The sequence below is a fragment of the Paraburkholderia sp. 32 genome (genome assembly GCF_050435345.1).
GTDB classification, from domain to species: domain Bacteria; phylum Pseudomonadota; class Gammaproteobacteria; order Burkholderiales; family Burkholderiaceae; genus Paraburkholderia; species Paraburkholderia tuberum.
The window spans coordinates 3,188,528-3,213,180 of sequence record NZ_JBNDKD010000003.1; the positions used below are offsets into that span (position 1 = coordinate 3,188,528).

General features: G+C 65.1%; 24 protein-coding genes, 1 other RNA gene and 1 riboswitch. Of the genes, 15 read left to right on the forward strand and 10 right to left on the reverse strand.

Annotation, left to right across the window (positions count from 1 at the left end; all coding sequences use genetic code 11):
• Nucleotides 1-184 precede the first annotated feature (184 nt).
• From OKW26_RS37580 to cobA, 6 genes are all read left to right on the forward strand, one after another.
• Nucleotides 185-1,864, forward strand: coding sequence for a nitrite/sulfite reductase (locus tag OKW26_RS37580; protein ID WP_429356746.1), 1,680 nt, complete (start codon nt 185-187; stop codon nt 1,862-1,864).
• Nucleotides 1,865-1,885: 21 nt separating this feature from the next.
• A complete protein-coding gene (locus OKW26_RS37585; RefSeq protein ID WP_429356747.1) occupies nt 1,886-2,428 on the forward strand; it encodes a DUF934 domain-containing protein in 543 nt (180 codons plus the stop codon).
• On the forward strand, nt 2,425-3,171 hold the full coding sequence (locus OKW26_RS37590) for a phosphoadenylyl-sulfate reductase (protein ID WP_184021006.1): 747 nt from the start codon (nt 2,425-2,427) through the stop codon (nt 3,169-3,171). Before OKW26_RS37585 ends, OKW26_RS37590 begins: the two co-directional genes overlap by 4 nt.
• Before the next feature lie 101 nt (nt 3,172-3,272).
• Nucleotides 3,273-4,235 (forward strand): sulfate adenylyltransferase subunit CysD, encoded by a 963-nt coding sequence (gene cysD, locus OKW26_RS37595; protein WP_429356748.1) that lies wholly within the window; start codon nt 3,273-3,275, stop codon nt 4,233-4,235.
• Between the two features lie 24 nt (nt 4,236-4,259).
• A complete protein-coding gene (locus OKW26_RS37600) occupies nt 4,260-5,576 on the forward strand; it encodes a sulfate adenylyltransferase subunit 1 (RefSeq protein ID WP_429356749.1) in 1,317 nt (438 codons plus the stop codon).
• An 86-nt stretch (nt 5,577-5,662) separates the two neighbouring features.
• Nucleotides 5,663-6,418 (forward strand): uroporphyrinogen-III C-methyltransferase, encoded by a 756-nt coding sequence (cobA, locus tag OKW26_RS37605; protein ID WP_184059800.1) that lies wholly within the window; start codon nt 5,663-5,665, stop codon nt 6,416-6,418.
• A gap of 57 nt (nt 6,419-6,475) precedes the next feature.
• On the opposite strand, the gene OKW26_RS37610 is transcribed toward cobA, so the two are convergent.
• Genes OKW26_RS37610 through lptF form a run of 3 tightly spaced genes read right to left on the reverse strand, consistent with a single transcriptional unit; the run spans nt 6,476 to nt 9,144 of the window.
• Complete coding sequence (locus OKW26_RS37610) at nt 6,476-6,856, reverse strand: sirohydrochlorin chelatase (RefSeq protein ID WP_018419678.1); 381 nt, start codon at nt 6,854-6,856, stop codon at nt 6,476-6,478.
• 38 nt (nt 6,857-6,894) lie between these two features.
• Nucleotides 6,895-8,043, reverse strand: a complete 1,149-nt coding sequence (gene lptG, locus OKW26_RS37615) for an LPS export ABC transporter permease LptG (RefSeq protein WP_184065287.1) — start codon at nt 8,041-8,043, stop codon at nt 6,895-6,897.
• 3 nt (nt 8,044-8,046) lie between these two features.
• On the reverse strand, nt 8,047-9,144 hold the full coding sequence (gene lptF, locus OKW26_RS37620) for an LPS export ABC transporter permease LptF (protein ID WP_184059661.1): 1,098 nt from the start codon (nt 9,142-9,144) through the stop codon (nt 8,047-8,049).
• A gap of 138 nt (nt 9,145-9,282) precedes the next feature.
• Between lptF and OKW26_RS37625 the strand changes: the two genes are divergently transcribed.
• From OKW26_RS37625 to OKW26_RS37635, 3 genes are all read left to right on the forward strand, one after another.
• Nucleotides 9,283-10,794 (forward strand): leucyl aminopeptidase, encoded by a 1,512-nt coding sequence (locus OKW26_RS37625; protein WP_429356750.1) that lies wholly within the window; start codon nt 9,283-9,285, stop codon nt 10,792-10,794.
• Nucleotides 10,795-10,846: 52 nt separating this feature from the next.
• Entirely contained in the window at nt 10,847-11,263 is a 417-nt protein-coding gene (locus OKW26_RS37630; RefSeq protein ID WP_184059659.1) for a DNA polymerase III subunit chi, read from the forward strand.
• Nucleotides 11,264-11,347: 84 nt separating this feature from the next.
• Nucleotides 11,348-12,166, forward strand: coding sequence for a DUF2486 family protein (locus tag OKW26_RS37635; protein ID WP_429356751.1), 819 nt, complete (start codon nt 11,348-11,350; stop codon nt 12,164-12,166).
• A gap of 24 nt (nt 12,167-12,190) precedes the next feature.
• Here OKW26_RS37635 and OKW26_RS37640 read toward each other — a convergent pair whose 3' ends face one another.
• Both OKW26_RS37640 and ilvD read right to left on the reverse strand, forming a co-directional pair.
• A complete protein-coding gene (locus OKW26_RS37640; protein ID WP_184021035.1) occupies nt 12,191-12,529 on the reverse strand; it encodes a c-type cytochrome in 339 nt (112 codons plus the stop codon).
• A 147-nt stretch (nt 12,530-12,676) separates the two neighbouring features.
• Complete coding sequence (gene ilvD / locus OKW26_RS37645; RefSeq protein WP_429356752.1) at nt 12,677-14,350, reverse strand: dihydroxy-acid dehydratase; 1,674 nt, start codon at nt 14,348-14,350, stop codon at nt 12,677-12,679.
• Between the two features lie 158 nt (nt 14,351-14,508).
• On the opposite strand from ilvD, the gene OKW26_RS37650 reads away from it, so the two are divergent.
• Nucleotides 14,509-15,495, forward strand: coding sequence for a LysR family transcriptional regulator (locus OKW26_RS37650; protein WP_184065300.1), 987 nt, complete (start codon nt 14,509-14,511; stop codon nt 15,493-15,495).
• A 60-nt stretch (nt 15,496-15,555) separates the two neighbouring features.
• Complete coding sequence (gene lgt, locus OKW26_RS37655) at nt 15,556-16,461, forward strand: prolipoprotein diacylglyceryl transferase (protein WP_187611785.1); 906 nt, start codon at nt 15,556-15,558, stop codon at nt 16,459-16,461.
• Nucleotides 16,462-16,555: 94 nt separating this feature from the next.
• Here lgt and OKW26_RS37660 read toward each other — a convergent pair whose 3' ends face one another.
• The 5 genes from OKW26_RS37660 to OKW26_RS37680 all read right to left on the reverse strand — a co-directional run bounded on the left by OKW26_RS37660 (nt 16,556) and on the right by OKW26_RS37680 (nt 19,045).
• A complete protein-coding gene (locus OKW26_RS37660) occupies nt 16,556-17,281 on the reverse strand; it encodes an SIMPL domain-containing protein (RefSeq protein ID WP_187611784.1) in 726 nt (241 codons plus the stop codon).
• Nucleotides 17,282-17,526: 245 nt separating this feature from the next.
• Complete coding sequence (locus tag OKW26_RS37665) at nt 17,527-17,985, reverse strand: EVE domain-containing protein (protein WP_429356753.1); 459 nt, start codon at nt 17,983-17,985, stop codon at nt 17,527-17,529.
• Nucleotides 17,986-18,126: 141 nt separating this feature from the next.
• Nucleotides 18,127-18,308: non-coding RNA, 6S RNA (gene ssrS / locus OKW26_RS37670), on the reverse strand.
• Nucleotides 18,309-18,374: 66 nt separating this feature from the next.
• Nucleotides 18,375-18,689, reverse strand: coding sequence for a cell division protein ZapA (locus OKW26_RS37675; protein WP_018419691.1), 315 nt, complete (start codon nt 18,687-18,689; stop codon nt 18,375-18,377).
• Nucleotides 18,686-19,045, reverse strand: coding sequence for an ATPase (locus tag OKW26_RS37680; protein WP_090803421.1), 360 nt, complete (start codon nt 19,043-19,045; stop codon nt 18,686-18,688). The genes OKW26_RS37675 and OKW26_RS37680 overlap by 4 nt, the downstream gene beginning before the upstream one ends.
• Before the next feature lie 220 nt (nt 19,046-19,265).
• A riboswitch (cobalamin riboswitch) is annotated at nt 19,266-19,529 on the forward strand.
• A 91-nt stretch (nt 19,530-19,620) separates the two neighbouring features.
• Here OKW26_RS37680 and OKW26_RS37685 point away from each other — a divergent pair.
• Genes OKW26_RS37685 through cobT form a run of 4 tightly spaced genes read left to right on the forward strand, consistent with a single transcriptional unit; the run spans nt 19,621 to nt 24,605 of the window.
• Complete coding sequence (locus tag OKW26_RS37685; RefSeq protein ID WP_429356754.1) at nt 19,621-21,567, forward strand: TonB-dependent receptor domain-containing protein; 1,947 nt, start codon at nt 19,621-19,623, stop codon at nt 21,565-21,567.
• A 39-nt stretch (nt 21,568-21,606) separates the two neighbouring features.
• A complete protein-coding gene (locus tag OKW26_RS37690; protein ID WP_429357165.1) occupies nt 21,607-22,671 on the forward strand; it encodes a FecCD family ABC transporter permease in 1,065 nt (354 codons plus the stop codon).
• 29 nt (nt 22,672-22,700) lie between these two features.
• Nucleotides 22,701-23,510: an ABC transporter ATP-binding protein gene (locus tag OKW26_RS37695; RefSeq protein WP_429356755.1), complete on the forward strand. Its 810-nt coding sequence runs from the start codon at nt 22,701-22,703 to the stop codon at nt 23,508-23,510.
• Between the two features lie 33 nt (nt 23,511-23,543).
• The gene (gene cobT / locus OKW26_RS37700) at nt 23,544-24,605 is read left to right on the forward strand and encodes a nicotinate-nucleotide--dimethylbenzimidazole phosphoribosyltransferase (protein ID WP_429356756.1); all 1,062 of its coding nucleotides are present in this window, start codon (nt 23,544-23,546) and stop codon (nt 24,603-24,605) included.
• Nucleotides 24,606-24,653 lie beyond the last annotated feature (48 nt).

Consider the following 24,653-nt stretch of genomic DNA (forward strand, 5'->3'; position numbering starts at 1 on the left):
GAAATATAAGGCGAGTTTATTACGATCTGTCCATCTTTTTCAATATGGATATCTGTATTTGTTATAAGCAAATGAGCGATGGGTCTAAACGCTCGCTTGCGATAGCTGACAAAGCCGGTATTCAAGCCGCGGCCGATCCGGACGGTCGCGTGTCACGCAAGTTTCGAAAAATTGGGGCCCCCGAATGTACCAATACGATCAGTACGACCAGACCATCGTCGATGAACGGGTCGCGCAGTACGCCGATCAGGTTCGCCGCCGCTTGTCGGGCGAATTGAGCGAAGAGGAATTCCGTCCGCTGCGCCTGCAGAACGGTCTGTATTACCAGCGCCACGCGTACATGCACCGCATCGCGATTCCGTACGGCAACTTGCGCAGCGACCAGATGCGCGTGCTCGCGCAGATCGCGCGCGAACACGACCGCGGCTACGGCCATTTCTCGACGCGTTCGAACATCCAGTACAACTGGATCAAGCTCGAAGAAACGCCGGAGATTCTGCGCAAGCTCGCCGCCGTGCAGATGCACGGCATTCAGACCTCGGGCAACTGCATCCGCAACATCACCGCCGATCAATTCGCCGGCGTCGCGCCCGACGAAGTCGTGGATCCGCGTCCGTGGGCCGAAATCCTGCGTCAATGGTCGACGTTCCACCCCGAATTCGCGTGGCTGCCGCGCAAGTTCAAGATCGCGGTGTCGGGTTCGAAGGAAGACCGCGCGGCCGTGCAGATCCACGACATGGGCGTGTATCTGCGCAAGAACGAACAGGGCGAACTGGTGGCCGACATCCTCGCCGGTGGTGGTCTGGGCCGCACGCCGATCGTCGGCGCGGTGATCCGCCGCGATCTGCCGTGGCAGCACCTGCTGACCTATAGCGAAGCCGTGTTGCGTGTGTACAACCGCTACGGCCGCCGCGACAACATGTACAAGGCGCGTATCAAGATTCTGGTGAAGGCGCTCTCGCCGGAGAAGTTCGCCGCGCAGGTCGAAGAAGAGTGGCAGCACCTGAAGGACGGCCCGTCGACGCTCACGCAGGCCGAAGTCGATCGCGTGACGCAATACTTCGCGCCGCCCGCTTACGACAAGCTGCCGGACACCGATACGTCGTTCGAAAAGCATCTGCTGGAAAACCGCGCGTTCGCGCGCTGGGTCGAGCGTAACGTGCGTCCGCACAAGGTGTCGGGCTACGCGTCGGTCACGCTGTCGCTGAAGCCGACCACGGTTGCGCCGGGCGACGCGACGGACGTGCAGATGGACGCGGTCGCCGACTGGGCCGACGAATACTCGTTCGGCAAGGTCCGCGTGTCGCACGAACAGAACCTGATCCTCGCCGACGTCAAGAAGCGCGACCTGTTCGCGCTGTGGGAAAAGGCCAGGGCGCAGGGTTTCGCGACGCCGAACATCGGCTTGTTGACCGACATCATCTCGTGCCCGGGCGGTGACTTCTGCTCGCTCGCGAATGCGAAGTCGATTCCGATCGCGCTCGCGATCCAGGAACGTTTCAACGATCTCGACTACGTGTACGACCTCGGCGACGTGTCGCTGAACATCTCGGGCTGCATCAACGCGTGCGGTCACCATCACGTCGGCAACATCGGCATTCTGGGCGTCGACAAGGACGGCTCCGAGTGGTACCAGGTGACGCTCGGCGGCGAGCAGGGCACCGGCGCGACCGGCGCTCACCTTGGCCGTGTGATCGGCCCGTCGTTCTCGGCCGAGGAAATGCCCGACGTGATGACGAAGGTGATCGATACGTTCGTGGAAAACCGCCAGGAAGGCGAGCGTTTCATCGATACGTACACCCGCATCGGCATCGCGCCGTTCAAGGAGCGCGTGTACGCCGCGCGTCAACCGGCTCACGCGTAACCGCGAAAGGATACTGAACAGATGGCTTCAATCATCAAGAACCGCGCGATCGTCGACGACGACTGGAGCGTCGTGCGTGCCGCGGAAGACGGCGCTTTGCCGGCAGTGGCCGAACTGCCGGCCGGCAAGGTCATCGTGCCGCTGGCGCTGTGGCAGGCCGAGCGTGAAGCGCTCGTGGCCGCGCGTCAAGCCGCCGACATCGGCGTATGGCTCGCGCCGGATAACGAACCGGCGGACATCGTCGGCGACTTCGACAAGCTCGCGCTGATCGCCGTGGACTTCCCGGTGTTCCGCGACGGCCGTGGCTACAGCATCGGCCGTCTGCTGCGCGAGCGCTATGGCTACAAGGGCGAACTGCGCGCGATCGGCGACGTGCTGCGCGACCAGATCACGTTCATGTTCCGCTGCGGCTTCGACGCGTATGCACTGCGCGCCGACAAGGACATCAACGACGCGTTGAAAGCGTTCGACGACTTTAGCGTGCAGTACCAGGGCGCCGTGGACACGTCGCCGCTGTTCCGCCGCCGTGCCGCGCAGGCTGGCGCCGCCAAGGTCCCGGCATGAGCGCCGCCCAATCGTTGAGCCCGGAGCTCGCAGCGAAGGTCGAGCGTCTCGACGCGCTGCTCGACTCGATCGCCGCGCGTCACGCGAACGTGAAGCTCGCGAGCAGCCTCGCGGCCGAAGACATGCTGCTCACGCATGCGATCCTGTCGCGCGGCGTGAAGATCGGCATCTTTTCGCTGAACACGGGGCGTCTGCATGCGGAAACGCTCGGCATGCTCGACCGCGTGAAAGAGCGCTACGGCTACGACATCGAGCAGTTTCATCCGCAGGCGGCCGCGGTCGAGCAGTATGTGAACGGGCACGGCCTGAACGCATTCTATGAAAGCGTCGAGCTGCGCAAGCGCTGCTGCGAGATCCGCAAGGTCGAGCCGCTCAATCGCGCGCTTGCCGAGGTCAGCGCCTGGGTGACCGGGCAGCGTCGCGAGCAATCGGTCACGCGTGCCGAGCTGCACGAGGAAGAGCACGACGGCGCGCGCAACATCGCCAAGTTCAATCCACTCGCGGACTGGACCGAAGCCGAAGTCTGGGATTATCTTAGTGCGTTCGACGTGCCGGTCAATCCGCTGCATGCGCGCGGTTATCCGAGCATCGGCTGCGAGCCGTGTACGCGTGCGATCCGCCCCGGCGAAGACAGCCGGGCGGGGCGCTGGTGGTGGGAGTCGCGCGATACGAAGGAATGCGGCTTGCATATCACGGCGATTACTCCGATTGCGGTCGAGCGCAACGAAAACGCGTCGGCCTGAGCGCCGCCTACCGAGCTTGCGGCGCATTACCGCCGAAACCGATCTGAATATTTTCGCCCGTGCGAGCAGCGCTTGCCGGGCGAACTAACGAAGGACCCGCTATGAGCACCACGCTCGATTCCACTGTCAACGCTCCACTTGCCAACACGGTCAACCGGATGGATCACCTCGATTGGCTCGAAGCCGAGTCGATTCACATCCTGCGCGAACTGGTCGCCGAATGCAGCAAGCCGGCGCTGCTGTTTTCGGGCGGCAAGGATTCCGTCGTGGTGCTCGCGCTCGCACTGAAGGCGTTCGGCCTCGGTGCGAACCGCAAAACGCAGCTACCGTTCCCGCTCGTGCATATCGACACGGGCCACAACTACGACGAAGTGATCGACTTCCGCGATCGTCGCGCGCAACAGATCGGCGCGGAACTGGTGGTCGGCCATGTTGAAGATTCGATCAAGCGCGGCACCGTGCGTCTGCGTCGCGAAACGGATTCGCGCAATGCCGCGCAGGCGGTGACGCTGCTCGAAACCATCGAGCAGTACGGTTACACCGCGATGATCGGCGGCGCGCGCCGCGACGAGGAAAAGGCCCGCGCGAAAGAGCGCATCTTCTCGTTCCGTGACGAATTCGGCCAGTGGGACCCGAAGGCGCAGCGCCCGGAACTGTGGAGCCTGTACAACGCGCGTCTGCACAACGGCGAACACATGCGCGTGTTCCCGATCTCGAACTGGACCGAGCTCGACGTGTGGCAGTACATCGCGCGTGAACAGCTCGAACTGCCGTCGATCTACTACGCGCACCAGCGCGAGATCGTGCGCCGCAACGGCCTGCTCGTGCCGGTCACGCCGCTCACGCCGATGCGCGAAGGTGAGACGAGCGAACAGGCGCTCGTGCGTTTCCGCACGGTCGGCGACATCAGCTGCACGTGCCCGGTCGAAAGCGACGCGGACGACCTCGAGAAGATCATCGCCGAGACGGCTGTCACCGAAATCACGGAACGCGGCGCGACGCGGATGGACGACCAGGTGTCGGAAGCGGCGATGGAGCAGCGCAAGAAGCAGGGTTATTTCTAAGCACACGACGAAGGCAAAGCAACCATGAGCAGTATTCATCAACCAGAAGACCTCGGCGTGCTGCGTTTCATCACCGCGGGCAGCGTCGACGACGGCAAGAGCACGCTGATCGGCCGCCTGCTGTACGACAGCAAGGCGGTATTGAGCGACCAGCTCTCGGCGCTGTCGCGCGCGAAGAACAAGCGCACCGTCGGCGATGAAATCGATCTGTCGCTGTTGACCGACGGCCTCGAAGCCGAGCGCGAGCAGGGCATCACGATCGACGTCGCCTACCGCTACTTCGCCACCGCCAAGCGTAAGTTCATCATCGCCGATACGCCGGGCCATGAGCAGTACACGCGCAACATGGTGACGGGCGCGTCGACCGCGCATGCGGCGATCATTCTCGTCGACGCGACGCGCGTGACGTTCGAAAACGGCGTCGCGCAACTGCTGCCGCAAACCAAGCGTCATAGCGCGATCGTCAAGCTGCTCGGTCTGCAGCACGTGATCGTCGCGATCAACAAGATGGACCTCGTCGACTACAGCGAAGCGCGCTTCAACGAGATCCGCGACGCCTACGTCGAGCTCGCGCGTCACCTCGGTCTGCAGGACGTGCGCTTCGTGCCGGTGTCGGCGCTGAAGGGCGACAACATCGTCACGGCGAGCGAGCGCATGCCGTGGTACGCGGGCGAGCCGCTACTCGACGTGCTCGAAGCGCTGCCGGTCGAAACCGCGAACGGCGAGGCGCTGCGCTTTCCAGTGCAGTGGGTCGCGCGCCAGGACGGCAGCCAGGCCGACGATTTCCGCGGCTACATGGGCCGGGTCGAATCGGGCGAAGTGAAGCTCGGCGACACGATCGTCGTGTTGCCGGCCAATCGCGAAGCGACCGTGGCCGAGATCATCGCGCCGGTGGTCGGCGGCACCGCGCAGGTGGACCGTGCGTTCGCCGGTCAGACGGTGACGATCCGTCTCGCGGAAGACGTCGACGTGTCGCGCGGCGACACCTTCGTGCTGCGCGAAGCGGCGCCGGAGCCGGCGAAGAAGCTCGAAGCGGACCTCTGCTGGTTCGACGACGCGCCGCTGTCGACGCAGCGCAAGTATCTGCTGAAGCAGACCACCAGCACGGTGTTCGCGAAGATCGGCGCGATCAGGGAAGTGCTCGACGTGCATACGCTGTCGCAGGCGACCGATCGCAAGGAACTGGCGATGAACGACATCGGTCGTGTCGCGCTGACCTTGCAGAAGCCGCTCGTGTGCGACGCGTACGACTCGCATCAGGGCACCGGCGCGTTCGTGCTGATCGACGAGGCGACGAACCACACGGTCGCCGCCGGCATGATCCGCGCGTTTTCCGCCTGAGCACGGCAAGGCTAGCAGGGGACGGATGGGCCACACAGGCGACGCAACGCGCCGCCGCGTACGCTCCAACGAACAGGTTGATGTCAATGGGTAAGGTTTATCTGATCGGCGCGGGACCCGGTGCCGCGGACCTGATTACGGTGCGCGGCGCGCGGCTGCTCGGCGCCGCCGACGTCGTGCTGCACGACGCGCTGGTCGAGCCGGCGATGCTCGACTACGCGCCCGCGCGGGCGAAGCGCATTGCGGTCGGCAAGCGCTGCGGCCAGCTATCGACGGCCCAACAGTTCATCAACAAGCAGATCGTCGATGCGGCTTTGGAGCACGACGTGGTCGTGCGTTTGAAGGGCGGCGATCCGATGCTGTTCGGCCGCGCCGACGAAGAGATGCGCGCGCTCGAAGCCGCGGGCATCGAGTATGAAGTCGTGCCGGGCATCACCGCCGCGCTGGCGAGCGCGGCCACGCTGAAGCGTTCGCTGACGCTGCGCGGCGTGTCGCGCAGCGTCGCGCTCGCGACGTTCAGCCGCGCGCCAGGTTCCGATGAGATCCGCGAGCAGGTCAACGCCGATTCGCTGGTGTTCTACATGGGCCGCGACAGCGGCGTCGAAATCGCCCAGCAACTGATCGATGCTGGCAAGCCCGCGACGACGCCCGTGGCGATCGTCGAGGCGTGCAGCACGCCGCGCGAACGCATGCTGACGCTGACGTTGGAAGATCTTGCGGCCGGCGAAGCGCAGCGCTGGGTCGATGCGTCGCAGCCGAGTCTGTTGATGATCGGCGAGGCGTTCGCGGCGCGGCAGACCGAGGCGAAGCGCGCGTCGAATGGGATGCTGGTCGCGGCCTGAATATCCTCGGCAGGGCCGACCCGAGAGCGGCGAATCTGAGCAACCAGAACGAAAAAATCAGAGCTGCCGCAAGCAATATTGCGCGAGCGCATCCAGCACCGAATCATCCTCGCCGACTGCCACCGCGCAGCGAATCTCGACACCGGGATGCGCGGCGCGGCAATGATCGACGATCGCGGGCAAATCCTTGCGGACATGACCGCCTTGCCCGAAGAACACCGGCACCACGGTGATCGCATCGCAGCCTTGCGTGACGAGTTGCGCGACGGCCGTCGGCAGGTCGGGTTCCATCAGTTCGAGAAAGGCGAGCGTAACCGCAGGAGCTTCGCCCGTCGCCGCGCGCGCGGCGCGCAGCTTGTCGGCGAGCCGCTCGAACGGCTCGCGCCAGCGCGCATCGCGCGCGCCGTGGCCAAACAGAATCAGTCCGTGCATAGCCATCGCATCAGCTCCTGACGATGCCCCTCAACGCACTGGCGTTAGTGCCGGTCGACCCACTTCAACCCGACGAGCCCCAGCACCAGGTAGACGAGCCCAGGTGTCGCCGCGGTCAACGGCGCGGGCCACGTATTGAGCGTGCCGATATGCGAGAACAGCGTGTTGAACAGCTGGAAGCTCATGCCGAGCATGATGCCGCCGAACACCTTCACGCCGACCACGCCCGCGCGCGTATGCAGATACGCGAACGGCAGCGACAGCACCAGCATCACGAACACCGCGAACGGATACAGCACCTTGCGCCACAGCGCGATTTCATAGCGCTGCGTGTCCTGATGGTTTTCGGTCAGATGCTGGATATAGCGGAACAGATTGAACATCGACATCCGGTCCGGCGACACCAGCAGCACCGACAGGATCTGCGGCGTCAGCTCCGAGCGCAGCGAATACTCGGGCAGCGTGACCTGCTTCGCGCGATAGACCGGATTGAGCGCATCTGCCGGCGTACCCGGAGCGGGGGCCACGTCGAGCAGTTGCGTATCGGTCACGCCGGTCAGCAGCCAGTGGCCCGGCGGCTGATAGCGGCCGCTCTGCGCGATGCGAATGTTCGTCAGGCGGAACTTCGAATCGAACTCGTAGATGCGCACGTTGCTGATCGTCGCGTCGGGCTTCAGCTCGCCGACGTTGACGAAGCGCGTGACCTGCTCGCCGTCGGCGCGCTCGGTCAGCGTGTCCTTGACCCACACGCCCGACTGGAAGTTGCTCGACACCGACGAGCCGAGCGCCTCGAGCCGCACGCGCTCGGAGAGCTGATCCGTATACGGGCCGACCACTTCGCCGATCAGATAGGTGACGATCACGAGCGGAATGCCGATCTTCAGCAGCGAGCGCAGCGCCTGATTCGTCGCGAGGCCTGATACGCGGAAGATCGTGTATTCGGAGTTCGCCGCCATCTGCGCGAACACGTAGATCGCGCTGATCAGCGCCGCGACCGGAATGATTTCGTAGAAACGCGACGGCGTTTGCAGCGCGACGCGCAGCACCGCGTACTGAAACTTGTAGTTGCCGTGGCCGACCGAGTTCAGTTCGTTGATCAGGTCGAAGAAGAAGAACAGACCTGAAAATGCAAACAGGATGAACACGAACGTGAGATAGATCTGACGCGCGAAATACCTTTCATAAATGCGCATCGCTCAGGCTCCCTGCGAACGGCTGAACATGGCGCGCGTAAATAGCGGCCGGTTGCGCACCCGCATCCAGAAGATGAACGCGACGATCCCGAGCACGATCACGTGCAGGATCACGAGCCCGACGCCGAACGACATCTTGCCCTGCTCGATCCACGCCTGCACGACGTTCAGCAGATTCGAATAAGTGAGGTAGATCAACACGGCCATCACGAGGTTGATCGTGCGGCTGCGCCGCGGGTTCTGGTGCGCGAGCGGAATGGCGAGCAGCATCAGGTTGATCGCGATCAACGGAAGACCCGCGCGCCACGCGAATTCGGCGAGGTTCTCTTTAGTGGGATTGCGCAGCAGCGTGAGCGTCGGCAAGCCGGTGGTGGTCGGCGTATTGACGACCGGCTGGCTCTGGATCTTCACGCCGTAGCGCTCGAACTCCATGATGCGGAAATCGGGGCGGCCCGGTTCGCCGTCGTAGCGGCGGCCGTTTTCCAGCACGACGAAGCGGTCGCCGTTCTTGTGCGTCTCGATGTGGCCGTTCTTCGACACCACGACGTTGACCTTGCCGCCCTCGGTGCTCGTCACGAACACGTTTTCCACATGCCCCTGGTCGGGCGACATCTTCTCGATGAAGAACACGCGATGCGTGGTCGGCGATTCGCGGAACTGCCCCGGCGCGAGCAGCGAGACTTCGTCGCGCTGCTGGAAGCGCGCGCGGATCAGCTTGCTCTGCTGGTTCGACCACGGCCAGCCGACGAACACGAAGAACATGATCAGGATGATGATCGGCGTGGCGAAAATGCCGATCGGCTTGATGAATTGCGTGAGACTGACGCCCGAGGACAGCCACACGACCATCTCGGAGTCCTTGTACCAGCGCGTGAGCACGAACAGGATCGACACGAACAGCGTCGCGACGAGCATGATGGCCAGATAGCCGATCACGGTGAGGCCGATCAGGACCAGCACGTCGCGCGGGTCGACCTCGCCCGAGGCCGCGAAGCCGACGATGCGGATCATCATCGTCGTCAGCACGAGCGTGAGGAGAACCATGAACACGGCGCCAGCCGTGTACGCGAGCTCGCGCTGGAGGGAGCGTTCAAAGATCATTGTTGATGACGAGAGGGGGCGCTCACGGCGACGCGGGGATTCGTTCCCGTCACGCCTCCGGTGCAGCCGCCGCGGGAAAAAATAGCGGATAATTGCGGCTTTCATCCTAAGCCCAGATTTTATCCGAGGACAAGCGCGATGGACTTTAGCATAAAAGCCTGTGATTGGACCAAAGGCTCGACGAACGGTTTCCTGACCGGGAAATCCGATTGCATCGTGATCGGTGTGTTCGAGTCGCAAACGCTGTCGGGCGCCGCGCTGGAGATCGACGCGGCCACCAAGGGCCTGCTCACGCGCGTCATCAAGGCAGGCGACATGGACGGCAAGGCGGGTACCACGCTGTTCCTGCACGAGGTGTCGGGCATCGGCGCGTCGCGCGTGCTGCTCGTCGGGCTCGGCAAACAGGACGCTTTCAGTCAGAAAGCCTACGGCGAGGCGGTCCGCGCCGCATGGCGCGCGCTGCTCGGCACGAAGATCGTGCAGGTCACGTTCACGCTCGCGCAACTGCCGGTGCTCGAACGCACGGCCGACTGGTGTGTGCGCGCCGCGATCCTCGCGCTGCGCGAGCTGACCTACCGCTTCACGCAACTGAAGAGCAAGCCGGAGAACACGCCGCGCGCGTTGAAGCGCATCGTGTTCAGCATCAACACCGGTGACGAGAAGGCCGCCAAGCTCGCCGCCAGGCAGGGCGCCGCGCTCGCCAACGGCATGGACCTGACGCGCGAGCTCGGCAATCTGCCGAGCAACGTCTGCACGCCGACCTATCTGGCGAACACCGCGAAGAAGCTCGCGAAAGACTGGAAGCTGAAGGTCGAGGTGCTCGGCGAGAAACAGTGTGAAGCGCTGAAGATGGGCTCGTTCCTGTCGGTCACCGCGGGCGCGGTCGAGCCGGCGCAGTTCATCGTGCTGCAGTACCAGGGCGCCGCCGCGAAGGCCGCGCCGGTCGTGCTGGTCGGCAAGGGCGTCACGTTCGACACGGGCGGCATCTCGCTGAAGCCGGGCGAGGGCATGGACGAGATGAAATACGACATGTGCGGCGCGGGCTCGGTGCTCGGCACGCTGCGCGCGGTCGCCGAGATGGGCCTGAAGATCAACGTGGTCGGCATCATTCCGGCCGTCGAGAACATGCCGTCGGGCACGGCCACCAAGCCGGGCGACATCGTCACCAGCATGAAGGGCCTCACGATCGAGGTGCTGAACACCGACGCCGAGGGCCGCCTGATTCTGTGCGACGCGCTCACCTACGCGGAGCGCTTCAAGCCGGCCGCGGTCATCGACATCGCGACGCTGACGGGCGCCTGCATCATCGCGCTCGGCCATCACAACAGTGGCCTGTTCTCGAAGGACGACGCGCTCGCGGGCGAACTGCTCGACGCGTCGCGCGAAGCGGCCGACCCGGCATGGCGCCTGCCGCTCGACGACGAGTACCAGGACCAGCTGAAGTCGAACTTCGCGGACGTCGCGAATATCGGCGGGCGTCCGGCGGGCAGCGTGACGGCCGCGTGCTTCCTGTCGCGTTTCACGGATTCGTACCCGTGGGCGCATCTCGACATCGCCGGCACCGCGTGGAAGAGCGGCACCGCGAAGGGCGCGACGGGCCGTCCGGTGCCGCTGCTCGGGCAGTTCCTGATCGACCGCGCCGGCCAATGACGCAGTGCGGTAAGCGCGCGCACGGCGCGCGACAAGCGGGGCGGAGCGGCCGATGACGAGAATCGACTTTCACTCGAACGTCGGCGATTCGCTGCTGTACGCGTGTCGCCTCGTGCGCAAGGCGTATCTGGCGGGCCAGCCGCTCGTCGTGCTGGCCGAGCCCGCGCGCCTGCGCGCCTTCGACGAAATGCTGTGGACCTTCTCGCCGCTCGACTTCGTGCCGCACTGCATGGCGGGCACGCCGCTTGCCGCCGACACGCCCGTCGTGCTGGCCACGAATCTCGACGACGTGCCGCATCATCAGGTGCTGCTCAATCTGGGCGCAACGGTGCCGGCGCAGTTCGCGCGCTTCGATAGATTGCTCGAAGTGGTCGGTAACGCACACGAGGAACTCGCTGCGGGCCGTGAGCGCTATCGCTTCTATCGCGATCGCGGCTATGCTTTGAACAACTACAAGCAAGGCGGCTAGTTCGGTGCGCTGCGCGTCATGGCCGCGAGGAACGCGGCATGCGGACCGCCTGCCCTGGCTTGGACTCAAACACGGAGAGCGCACGTGTCCGATCCCCACGACAATTCGATTCCGGTCCTGAACGAGGTCCTCGTGCCGGGCCGCGCGCGCGAGACGCGCGAGGCGTCGACCGATGCCGCCGCGCCTGCATCCCAGCCGGGCGCCGAGCCCGCAAGCCCAGCCGTCACGCAACCGGCGGCGGTGCCCGAGCCCGCTTCCCGCACGGAGCCCGCGTTCGTGCCAGCGCCCGCGCATCGAGCCGACCCCACGCTGGCGCCCGAGCCGGTACTCGCGCCCCAACCGGTGCCCACGCCCGAGCAACTGAGTTCGCCGGAGCCCGTGCTCGTGCCGGAGCCGATGCCGACGCGAGAAGCCCCGCATGCGGCGGAGCATGAGCCTCTCGCGCAGACCGAGCTTCATCAGCCGCACATGGCTGATCACACGCACCCGAGAAAACACGCACGGCCGCATCACGGCATTCATGTGCGACATGGGCATGACGACTTGCATGAGGACGTGGAGGTGTCGCCCGGCGTGTTCGATCGTACCGAGCCCTTCATACCGCTCGAAGCCGGCGCGACCGTGCCGCCGGATATCGACCATGAAGGCGCGCACGAAGCCGCTCCCGCTCAGCCCACACTCGATGCCGACGCGCTCGCCGCACGTTTGCACGGACGCTTCCAGCGTTTTCTGACGGGCGAGGGGCGCGGCATCATCGAGGCGCGCTGCCGTGATGCAGTGCAGCAGCACACGAGTCTGCTCGTGAGTCAGATCACGCGCGAGGTCGCGCAGACGCTCGAAGCCGAGATGACCGATTGGGTACGTGAAGCGGTGGAAGAAGAAATCGCGCGGCGCTCGCGTTGACGCCGCGGTGACCTGAGAGCGCCGTTATTTGAGCGTCAGCACCCAAGCCGCCAGCGTGGCCGCCTGATCGGGCGTCAGTTGCGTGTTCGCGGGCATCGGCACGGTTCCCCATACGCCGGTGCCGCCATCGAGGATCTTGCGCTTCAGATAGGAGGCGGCGTCGTTGCGTCCCGCATAGCGGGCTGCAACGTCGTGCAGCGCCGGCCCCATGAACGGGCGAGTGACCGAGTGGCAGCTCATGCAGTTCTTCTGCTGGGCGAGCGCGAGCCCGGCTGTTTCGGCTCGGGCTGCGGGACTGGCGGCGCTCAATGCGGCGGCGAGCGCAACAGTGGCTGCTACGGCCGCGTACGACATCGATTTCATTATGGTCTCCGCCAGTGCAGATGCCCGGCTCGTGGTGCACGCATTATAAGAGCAAAGGGGCGCACGGATTTTCGTGCGCCCCTTGCGTTTTCGCGTAACGTGGCGGCGGGTTATCCCTGTCGGGGCGGGCCAGGCCGGCCGCGGTCATTACCCCGTCACCGCCCCTCGATTCGCCGGCTGCGCGAGCGCGAAATACTTGGCCATCACGCCGCGTGTGTAGCGCGGCTTCGGCGCCTGCCATGCGGCGCGGCGGCGCTGCAGCTCGGCATCGTCGATGTTCAGTTGCAGCAGCAGCTGGTGCGCGTCGATCGTGATCGAATCGCCTTCCAGCACGAGCGCGATCGTGCCGCCGACGAACGCCTCCGGCGCGACGTGCCCAACCACCATGCCCCAGGTGCCGCCCGAGAAGCGGCCGTCGGTGATGAGCCCGACCGATTCGCCGAGCCCCTTGCCGATGATCGCCGAGGTCGGCGCGAGCATTTCCGGCATGCCGGGGCCGCCCTTCGGGCCAAGATAGCGCAGCACGACGACGTCGCCGGCGACGATCTTGTCGGCGAGGATCGCTTCGAGCGCGCTCTGCTCGTCGTCGAACACGCGCGCCGGGCCCGTGATGACGGGGTTCTTGAGCCCGGTGATCTTGGCGACCGCGCCGTCTTCGGCCAGATTGCCCTTCAGGATCGCGAGATGGCCTTCGGCGTAGAGCGCCTTGTCGATCGGGAAGATCACCTGCTGATCGCTGCGCGGCCTGGCTGGTACGTCCTTCAACTCCTCAGCGATCGTTTTGCCGGTGATCGTCATGCAATCGCCGTGCACAAGCCCGGCGTCGAGCAGGATCTTCAGCACCTGCGGAATGCCGCCCGCCTTGTGCAGATCGGTGGCGACGTACTGCCCCGACGGCTTCAGGTTGCAGATCACCGGCACTTTTTTGCGCATGCGCTCGAAGTCCTCGATCGTCCATTCGATCTCGGCCGCGTGCGCGATCGCCAGGTAGTGCAGCACCGCGTTGGTCGAGCCGCCGGTCGCCATGATCAAGGCAACCGCGTTTTCGATCGACTGCTTCGTGATGATGTCGCGCGGCTTCAGATCCTTCTTGACGGCTTCGACGAGCACACGCGCCGATTCGGCGGCCGAGTCGACCTTCTCCTGGTCGGGATTCGCCATCGTCGACGAATACATGAGCGACATGCCGAGCGCCTCGAACGACGAGCTCATCGTATTGGCCGTGTACATGCCGCCGCACGAACCGGTCGACGGACACGCATTTTTCTCGATGCCCTCGAAATCCTCCTGCGACATGCGGCCCGCCGTGAATTCGCCGACCGCCTCGAACGACGACACGATCGTCAGATCGGTGCCTTTCCAGTTGCCCGGCCGGATCGTGCCGCCGTACACGTAGATGCCCGGCACGTTCATGCGCGCGAGGCCGATCATGCCGCCCGGCATGTTCTTGTCGCAGCCGCCGATCACGACCACGCCGTCCATCCATTGCCCTTGCACGCAGGTCTCGATGCAATCGGCGATCACCTCGCGCGACACGAGCGAGTACTTCATGCCCTCGGTGCCCATCGACATGCCGTCCGAGATCGTCGGCGTGCCGAAGGTCTGCGGGTTCGCGTCGGCGCGCCTGATCGCGGTGACGGCCGCGTCGGCGAGACGCTGCAGGCCGGCGTTGCACGGCGTGATCGTCGAGTGGCCGTTGGCGACGCCGATCATCGGTTTGTCGAAATCCTCCTTCTGGTAGCCGAGCGCGTAGTACATCGAGCGATTCGGTGAACGCGCGATGCCTTGCGTGATGTTCTTCGAACGACGGTTGTAGGCCATGGGGAGCTCCAGTCTGGCTGTTCTGATGAAAGCGCGCGGCGGCGTGCGCGCGCGCATCCGTTCAGTGTAGTTCCGCCAGACCGTGCAAACCGGCGGTTTTGCGTGACACGCGTCGTGTGTATTATTCGCGGTTGTTCAGGTCGTAAAATATATCAATCATGCTGCCGACGATCCCCGACCTGCGCCAGTTGCGCTATTTCGTCACCGTCGCCGAGGAAAAGCACTTCGGGCGCGCGGCCGCGCGTCTGTCGATGACGCAGCCGCCGCTGTCGCAGGCGATCCGCGCGCTCGAGGAGACGCTCGGCGTCGAGCTGTTCGCGCGCACCAAGCGCTCGGTCGAGTTGACGGCGGTCGGCGCCGATCTGTTGCCGGAGGTGCAGCGGCTGCTCGCGGCCGCGGAAGGGCTCAGGCCGCTCGCGCAGAGCCTCGCGCGCGGCGAGGCGGGCGTGCTGTCGCTGGCGTTCGTGTCGACTGCGGATTACGGCCTGCTGCCGCTGCTGCTGCGCGATTTCGGCGCGCGGCATCCGCGCGTGCGGCTCGAACTGACCGAGGCGACCAGCGACGTGCAGGTCGAGGAACTGGTGGCCGGGCGTATCGACGCGGGTCTGGTGATCGCGCCGCTGCCGTCGCGGCATGCGGCGCAGCTGTCGTGGCTGCCGATAGCGCGCGAGCCGCTCGTGATCGCGATGTCGACGGAGATGGCGCAAGGCTTGCGGGGCAGCGTGAACGCAAACGGCAAGGGCAGCGCCGCCGAAGACCCCGCCGCCGAATGGCTCGACATGCCCGTCAGCCTGCGCGATGTCGCCGACGCGCCGCTCGTGATCTTCCCAAGGCGTCTCGCGCCAGGCTTTTATGACATCATTATGGATTGCTACGGCGTTGCGGGCCTCGCGCCACGGATCGGCCAGGAGGCGATCCAGATGCAGACCATCGTGAGTCTCGTGTCGGCCGGCATGGGCGTCGCGCTGGTGCCGCAATCGTTGCGTAACCTGCGGCGCACGGGCGTCGTGTACCGGCCGCTGTCCGAGTCGGTGCCCGCGATCGAGACGGGCCTCGTCTGGCGCACCGACGAGGTCAGCCCGGTGCTGGCGGGCTTCATCGACATCGTGCGCGCGCATGCGGCGAGCGTCGCGTCGCGTGTCTAGATCCCGCTTCTGATTCCCTGTAAAAACTGCTTTCGAACCTGAACTGCCCATAACTACACGATGCTCATTCACCCCAATTTCGACCCTGTCGCCATCCATCTGGGGCCGCTCGCCGTGCGCTGGTATGGCTTGATGTACCTCGTCGCGTTCGTTGCGGCGATCGTCGTCGCCCGGCTGCGGCTGCGGCTGCCGTACGTCGCCGCGCAAGGCTGGACCGCGAAGGATATCGACGACATGCTGTTCTACGGCGTGCTAGGTACGATCCTCGGCGGCCGGCTCGGCTATGTGCTGTTCTACAAGGCGAGCTTTTATTTCGCGCATCCGCTCGACATCTTCAAGGTGTGGGAAGGCGGCATGTCGTTTCACGGCGGCTTTCTCGGCGTGACGATCGCGATGATGCTGTTCGCTTATCAGCGCAAGCGCTCGTGGCTGCAAGTCACCGACTTCGTCGCGCCGATGGTGCCCACGGGCCTCGCGGCGGGGCGCCTCGGCAACTTCATCAACGGCGAGCTGTGGGGCCGCGTGACCGATCCGTCGGCGCCGTGGGCGATGCTGTTTCCCGGCGCCGCGCCTGACGACGCCACATGGCTCGCCGCGCATCCGCAACTGGCCGCGCAATGGCATCTGAACGAAGTGTTCGCGCAATATCACATGCTGCCGCGACATCCGTCGGAGCTGTACGAGATCGCGCTCGAAGGCGTGGCGCTGTTCTTCGTGCTGATCTTTTTCTCGCGCAAACCGAAGCCGCTCGGCGCGATTTCCGCGATGTTCCTGATCGGCTACGGCCTGGCGCGCTTCACGGTCGAATTCGCGCGCGAGCCGGACGATTTCCTCGGCCTGCTCGCGATGGGGCTGTCGATGGGTCAATGGCTGTCGCTGCCCATGATTCTCGCGGGCATCGGCCTGATGGTGTGGGCGTATCGCCGTGGGCGTCGCGAGCCGGCGCAGGCGGTTGGCGCGAACTGAGCGGCGCTCGGCTAGCGTAGCGAGCGTTGCATGAAAAAACGCCACGGCATCGATGGATGCCGTGGCGTTTTCTGTTTGGGCTTGCGCTTGCGCATCACTTCATCTGCACCGACCCCGACACGTTGACCGTCACCGTCGACGTGCCGCCTTCGAGCGACAGCGGCGCGCTCTTCGCGTCGGCGCCCATCGCGCGTGCGCTCATCATCATCATCGGACGCGGCATCACGCCGCTGTGATTCACGTTGACCTCGCGGATCGAATAGCCGCTAAAGCCGAACGCCTGCGAGGACGCCGCGGCCTGCTCGCGAAACGATTTGATCGCCTCGCCGCTGAGCCGCTGTTCGGCCGCGCGCTGCGCTTGCGGCGACAGCGAGAAACGCACGTTGCCAACCTGCATGATCGATGCCATCTGTCCGGCGAGCTTCGATGCCGCGGCGAAGTCGCGCGATTCGAGCACGACTTCCGTGCGGCCGCGCCACGTCGTGATGCGTCCGTCGCGGTCCGTCGACGGGAAGATCGAGAACGCGCCCGAGCGCGCGGTCACGCCGCTGACGCCGCGCGCTTTCTGCAATGCCGCGTCGGCGCGTTCGTTCAGCGTCGACGTCAGCGACGACGGCTCGCTCGCTTCCTGCTCGTAAAACAGCGTGATTTCGACTTCGTCCTGCGGGACTTCCGCGCTCGCCTGCGCATTCAGCGACAGCACGCCCGAAGGCTGCGGCATCATGGTCTGCGCTCGAGCGGGCGCAGGGTTCAGTGCAAGTGCCACAGGCGCGCCCAAGGCGAGCGCAAGTGCGAGGGACCGTGCGGTTTTTGTCGTCATGACTGGAATCCTTGTTTGAACAGGTTGTGCACGTTCGACGCGAGCGACGGGTGGTGGCGCGCGGTTTGACGGCTGCGCTGGCGAATGCATCGGCTTGCCCTCGAGCGGCCGGTTCGAGTTCACGCTTTCGTCGACCGATTAGGCGCGTTTTACCGACGCTTGGTTCCCCAATTAGTGCTTCGCCGCCGCATCGGAAACGATGACCTGGATGCGATCACGACAGGTGCCGCGTCGCGCGTTCGCCCTTAAACCAGCTGTTTAGTGATGAAGCGCCATTCGGCTTCGGTCACCGGCGTGATCGACAGGCGGTTGCCTTTGGCGAGCACGCGCATGTCCTGCAATTCGGCATGCTCGCGCAGCGCGGCAAGCGGAATCAGCCCGATTTTCTTCTTGAACACGACGTCGACGAGCATCCAGCGCGGCGTTTCCGGCGACGATTTCGCGTCGTAGTACGAGCTCTTTTTATCGAACTGCGTAGGGTCCGGATACGCGCTCGACGAGACCTCCGCGATGCCCGCGATGCCGGGCTCCGGACAGCTCGAATGATAGAAGAGCACGCCGTCGCCGACCTGCATCACGTCGCGCATGAAGTTGCGCGCCTGATAGTTGCGTACGCCCGTCCACGGCAAGGTGCGATGAGGTGCGTTGGCGAGGTCGTCGATGCTTGCTTCGTCCGGTTCGGACTTCATCAGCCAGTAGCGCATGAATCGGAGTGAGCGTATGAGATTGAACGAAGCGCAACAACAGCAGGCGTGTACGGAAAAACCCCTGAAAAAGGCGCTCAAACGAAAAAACGACGACCAAAGAAAAACGGCATCGAACCGAAGTCCGATGCCGTTCCAGATAAGGTCCCCGCCTTAGCCGCTAGGCCGGCATCCTGAACCGAGGGTTCAGAATTGGTCGCAGTTAGCAACACTTCGGGTACATCAGACTGAGTGACGCGCACACCCGTGCTACAAATTTCCGCAACCGTGCACATGGCATTGGTTCAAGGAATGTATGACCTTGGCGAACCAGGCAGGGAAGCTAAACCGATGAAGCTACAACCCAAACCGTTCAACACGTGACCGATTCGAAACCGGCCCACTACTGCTTACTGCAAGCTGTACTGCTCGATCACAGTACCTAGCTGTTCGTTCATTTGCTGCATTGTACGCCGGATTTCTTCAGCGGGAAATGCTTCTCCGTGTCGCACGCTGCTTTGCAGCTTAAGCAGTTCCGATGCCAGCGACAGCGCAGCCATCACCGCGATGCGATCGGTGCCGCGCACGTTGCTGCCGCTGCGGATTTTCTTCATCTCGGCGTCGACGCGCGCGACCGCCTCGAGCAGCGCGCCTTCCGTTTCCGGCGAGCAGGCGAGACGATAGGGTACTTCGAGAATCGATACTTCGATCTGCTTGGTGGTCATGCGCTTTCTCCGTGTCGGCTCACGTCGCTTTCCGCTTCCTCGTGTCCGGGCTGGGCGGACTCGAGCAGATCGAGCTGGTTATCCGGTTCGCTGCTCGCGCGTGCGCGCGGCAATTTTTCGAGAATCGCATTCAGGCGCACCTGAGCGTCGTCGATCTTGGCGGACAGCGCGTCGCGTTCCGCCTGCAGTGCGTCGCGCTCTTCGCGCAATTGCGCGAGTTCCGCATGCGTGGCTTGCACTTCGGCACGCGTTTGCGCGAGCTGCTCTTCGAGCGCGAGCCGCGCTTCGTTGTGGCGCTGGCTGATCGCAATCAGCTTGCCGATGTTCTGGGAGAGTGATTCGAGTTCGGTGAGCATGTGCTGCGTCCTCTAAAGACATCGCATTTTAGCGCGGAATATTACAGGTTCCGACAATTGTCTCGTTTCGAGACGTAACAGCATCGCTACGTGCAGGTTCGTTGCATGTCGTGTCGTCGACCATAAGGTAAAAAACCGGTAATCCATCGGACAATAACCTGCATTCAACAGAACCGATTGCGCTCCGGTTGACCTTTCTTGACGCCCCGCGAGGCCGCTCGTAAACTTCCCGCACTCTGGTGCCCGCGCGCGCTTCTCGGCGCGCGCAGTTAAACGGGAAGCAGGACGCGCGCGGTGCCAAAACCGGATGCGCGAACCTGCGCTGCCCCCGCAACGGTAAGCGACCGCATGTGATGTGCTCATGCAGGTCGGTCCTGGTCGCAAGGTTGGAAGTTCAACGTGCGAGTGTGCCACTGCGCGTCACGCGTGGGAAGGCGGATCGATGTGTCGTAGCCCGGATACCGGCCAGAAAAGAGGGACGTCCCCCCGCGAAAACGCTAAACAAGGGGGCGCCTCGTGACGCGTCGGCCTGCGGGGAAGCAGGCCGCGCACGCTATCCACAGGAATGTCATCCCATGCTGTCCCCCATCGCCCGCGCAACGCTGCTCGCGTTCGCGAGCCTGCCGCTCGTCGTGCATGCGCAAAGCGCCGAGCCCGCGTCCGCGTCTGCGACGCCGTATTCGTCTTCATCGTCCGCCACGGATGCTACCGCCGCAAACGCTGCAATCGCTGCCAATGCCGCCTCCACCGATGCGTCGGGCAACGTGCTGTCGCCGATCGTCGTGACCGCGCAACGCGGACCGCAAGCGTTGCGCGATGCGATCCCGCAGACTACGCAGTTCGATCAGCAGGACATCGCCGACACGACCGCGACCGATCTGCCCGGCCTGCTGCAACTCGCGCCAGGCGCGCAAATCTCGCGCACGGGTGGCCCCGGTTCGACCACGAGCCTCTTTCTGCGCGGCGCATCGTCGACGCAATCGCTGCTGCTGATCGACGGCGTGCGCGTCGATTCGGTGAGTCTCGGCTCAGCTCAACTCGCACAGATTCCGCTCGATCAGGTCGATCACGTCGAAGTGGTGAACGGCAACGTGTCGGCGTTGTATGGCTCGGGCGCGATCGGCGGCGTCGTGCAGGTGTTCACGAAAGACGGCGGCGATCATCCGCCGCGTTTCAATTTTTCGGTCGGCTACGGCAGCTATCGCACGCAGACGCAAACGGCCGGCGTGAACGGCGCGCTCGATCAGGACGGCCGCACGACTTTCAATATTTCGCTCGCGCGCACGAAGGACGACGGCTTTTCGTCGCTCAATCCGCTCGAGGCGCCGAACGCGAATCCGAACGCAAACGGCAATCTGAACGAGAGCATCAGCGCGTCGCTGCGTCACAAGTTCACCGACAGGTGGGACGCGGGCGTCAGCTATTTCCAGTCGAACAACGACAACAGCTACGACAATGCGTACGGCGAGCCCACCGATCTGAACAATCTCTATAGCAAGGTGCGTCAGGTGTCGGTATTCGCGAACGGCAAGCTGACCGACTGGTGGACCACCCACGTCACGCTCGCCGAGGGCGACGACCGCAGCGTGTCGAACACCAATGGCATCTACAACGGCCGCTTCGATACCGACAATCGCCAGTACACGTGGCAGAACGATTTCGCGCTCGCCGCGCACCAGAAGCTGCAATTCGGCTACGAGCATCTCGACCAGACGCTCGACTCCGACACGTTCGCCGCGCCCGACCGTCACGTCGATTCGGTCTTCGCGGGCTACAGCGCGCGCTTCGGCCGCAACCAGATTCAGGCCAACGTGCGACGCGACCAGTACTCCGATTTCGGTGGAGCGAACAGTTACTATCTCGGCTACGGATTCGACATCACGTCGCGCTGGAAGGTAACCGCAAGCTATTCGGATGCGTTCCGCGCGCCGAGCTTCGACGATCTGTACTATCCGATCAGCGGCAACCCGTCGATCCAGCCCGAGCGCAGTCATTCGGTCGAAGCCGGTTTGCAGTATGCGACCGATGCGCTCGGCGTGATGCGTCTGAACGCATTCCAGACGCGCTATACGAATCTGATCGACTACGTGCAGACGATCCCCGGCATCTACCTCGCGGAGAACGTCGGCCGTGCGAAGGTGCAGGGACTCGAGGGATCGTGGAGCGGTCATGTCGGCAAGACCGACGTGCGCGCAACGGTGACGCTGCAGAACCCGGTCGATCTCGACAACGGGACCGACCTCGTGCGGCGCGCGCGTCGGTTCGGGTCGTTCGCGGTGAATCGCAGTATCGGTGGATGGCGGGTTGGCGGCGAGTGGATCGTCAGCGGTCCGCGTACCGATAGCACGGGCAACCTCGGCGGTTATGGCATCGTGAATCTGTCGGCGCGCTACAACGTCACCAAAGCGTGGTACGTCAGCGCGCAAATCGACAATCTGTTCAACAAGGATTATGAAACGGCCTACTCGTATAACTCGCCGCGACGCGGTGCGTATCTCACGCTCGGCTGGCAGCAGCAGTGACGCGCGCGCCGGGGTGGCCGCATGCGTGAGCGCACGCGGATGAGCCGCGCGTCCGCTTCGCTGTGCGCCGCGATGGCGACGCCGCGCCCGATGAACGCGAAACGCGCGGCCGCGATCTGGCTCGGCCTCGCGCTCGCCGCCATCGCGGTGCTCGGCGCCTCGCTGGTGCTCGGCAGTGTGCCGCTCGCGCCGTCGCGCGTGCTTGCGGCGCTCGTGCCGACGCACACGTTCGGCGGCACGGGCAGCAACGATCTCGCCGGCGAAATCGTGCGTACGTTGCGTTTGCCGCGCGCGCTCGCGGGCTTCGCGTGCGGCGCGTTGCTCGCGCTCGCCGGCGCGCTGCTGCAGGTGCTGCTGCGCAATCCGCTGGCCGAGCCATACGTGCTCGGCGTGTCGGGCGGCGCGGCGACGTTCGCGCTCGTCGCGATGATCGCGGGCGGCGCATGGTGGCTCGTCGATGCGAGCGCGTTCGCGGGTGCGTTCGTGTCGATCCTGCTGGTGCTCGGCCTCGCGCGTCGCGAGCTATGGCGCGGCGAGCCGCAGGACACGTCGCCCCGTTTGCTATTGACCGGCGCGGTGATCGCGGCCGGGTGGGGCGCGCTGATCACGCTGCTGCTCAATCTCGCGCCCGACAGCCGTCTGCGCGGCATGCTGTTCTGGCTCACCGGCGACCTGAACGGCGGCGCGCTGCCGTGGACCGCGCTGATGGCGCTCGCGCTCGTGTTGCTTGCGATCGTGCCGGCCGCGCCGCGTCTGAACCTGTTGCTGCGCGGCGACGCGGCCGCCCAGGCGTTGGGCGTCGCCGTGATGCCGCTGCGTTTGCGTGTGTACCTGGTCGCGTCGCTGGCGGCGGCCGCGGCGGTGACGACCGCGGGCACGATCGGCTTCGTCGGTCTCGTCGTGCCGCACATGCTGCGGCTCGCGTTCGGCAACGATCAGCGCATGCTGCTGCCGGCGGCCGCGCTCGGCGGCGGTGTCGCGGTGATGGGCGCGGATCTGATCGCGCGTACCGTGATCGCGCCCGCGCAATTGCCGGTCGGCGTGATCACGTCGCTGGTGGGCGTACCGGTGTTCCTGTGGATGCTGCTCAAACGCCGCCGATGATACGAGCCAAACCCAGTCCCACCTGTTCGATGCTGAGCATGCAGCGCCTGACGTTGCGCGCCGGCGCGCGCACCTTGCTCGACGCGTTCACGCACACGTTCCATGCGGGCGAAATCTGGTGCATCGCCGGGCCGAACGGCGCGGGCAAGACCACCTTGCTATCGACGCTGGCGGGGCTGTTGCATCCGGCGGCGGGCCATGTCGAACTCGATGGCGTGCGCGTGGCCGACTGGCAGCCGCTGCCGCTCGCACGGCGCCGCGCGCTGATGCCGCAAAGCGCGGCCGATGCGTTCGACGCAAGCGTGCTCGACATCGTGCTGCTGAACCGCTTCCCGCATCTGGGCGGCTGGGGCTGGGAGCGCGATGAGGATCGCGCGGCCGCGCGGGCGGCGCTCGAACGGCTCGGCCTTGCGGACTTTGCGGCGCGCGACGTGCTGTCGCTGTCGGGCGGCGAGCGTCAGCGCGTTGCCCTCGCGGCGGTGCTGTGCCAGGACGCGCCGCTGTTGCTGCTCGACGAACCGTTGTCGCATCTCGACCTGCATCATCAGGTCGACTGTCTCGAAGCGCTCGTCGCATGGACGCGCGAACCGCGCCGTAGTGTGCTGTTCTCGTGCCACGACCTGAACCTCGCGCGCCGCTTCGCGACGCACGCGTTGCTGCTCGACGGCGCGGGCGGCGCGTATGCGGGCCCAGTGCGCGACGTGCTGACGCCCGCGTTGACGAGCCGCGCGTTCGGCTATCCGCTGATTCTGATTCGCGACGGCGAGCACGAGGCGCTGATACCCGCGCCGCGCGCGCGTCACGAATCGCCTGCCGGCCATGACGCACAGTCAGGCTGATATTTATTCCTATCCCTTGTTTCGATCACACCTATGACTCGCATCCCACACCCAGCCGGTTTGCCCGAAGTCGCGCCGCTCGATCAGACGCTACGCGCCGAATTGCAGCGGATCATCGATACGCGCACCAAACCGCTCGGCAGCCTCGGCCGGCTCGAAACGCTGGCGCGCCAGATGGGCCTGATCCAGCGTAGTACGCGTCCCACCGTGCAGCGTCCCGCGATGATCGTTTTCGCGGGCGACCACGGCATCGCCGCCGAAGGCGTGAGCCCCTATCCGCAAGCGGTGACCGCGCAGATGGTCGCGAACTTCATCGCGGGCGGCGCGGCGATCAACGCGCTCAGTCACGTCGCGGGTCTCGAACTCGAAGTGGTCAACGCGGGCATCGCGACGCCGCTGCCGTCCACGGACCGACTCGTCGACATTCCGGTCGGGCCCGGCACGCGCAACTTCGCACACGAAGCCGCGATGACGCACGCCGAAGCGCTCGCCGCGATGCAGGCGGGCGCCGCGCGCGTGCGTCATCACGCGGCGCTCGGCACGAACGTGATCGGCTTCGGCGAGATGGGCATCGCGAACACCTCGGCGGCCGCGTGTCTGATGAGCCGCCTGTGCGGCGTGCCGATCGACGACTGCGTCGGCCGCGGCACGGGTCTCGACAATGCCGGACTCGCGAAGAAGCGCAACGTGCTCGCGGCGGCGCTCGCGCGCGATGCGGATGCACGTGCGCCGCTCGACGTGCTCGCGACCTTCGGCGGCTTCGAAATCGCGATGATGGCGGGCGCGTATCTGGCGGCCGCCGAGGCGCGCATGACCATCCTCGTCGATGGCTTCATCGCGACGTCCGCGCTGCTGGTCGCCGATGCGTTCTCGCCCGACGTACGCGAGTACTGCGTGTTCGCGCATGCGTCGAACGAGGCCGGGCATCGGCGCATGCTCGATCATTTCGGCGCGCAGCCGCTGCTGTCGCTCGACATGCGGCTCGGCGAAGGCACGGGCGCCGCGCTCGCGGTGCCGTTGCTGCGCGCGGCGGTGGCCTTCGTCAACGAGATGGCCAGCTTCGATTCGGCGGGTGTCGCCGATCGCGAACCGTGAAGCGCACGAGCACGCGCTTCGCGATAACGCGAAGCTCGGCCCGCAGCG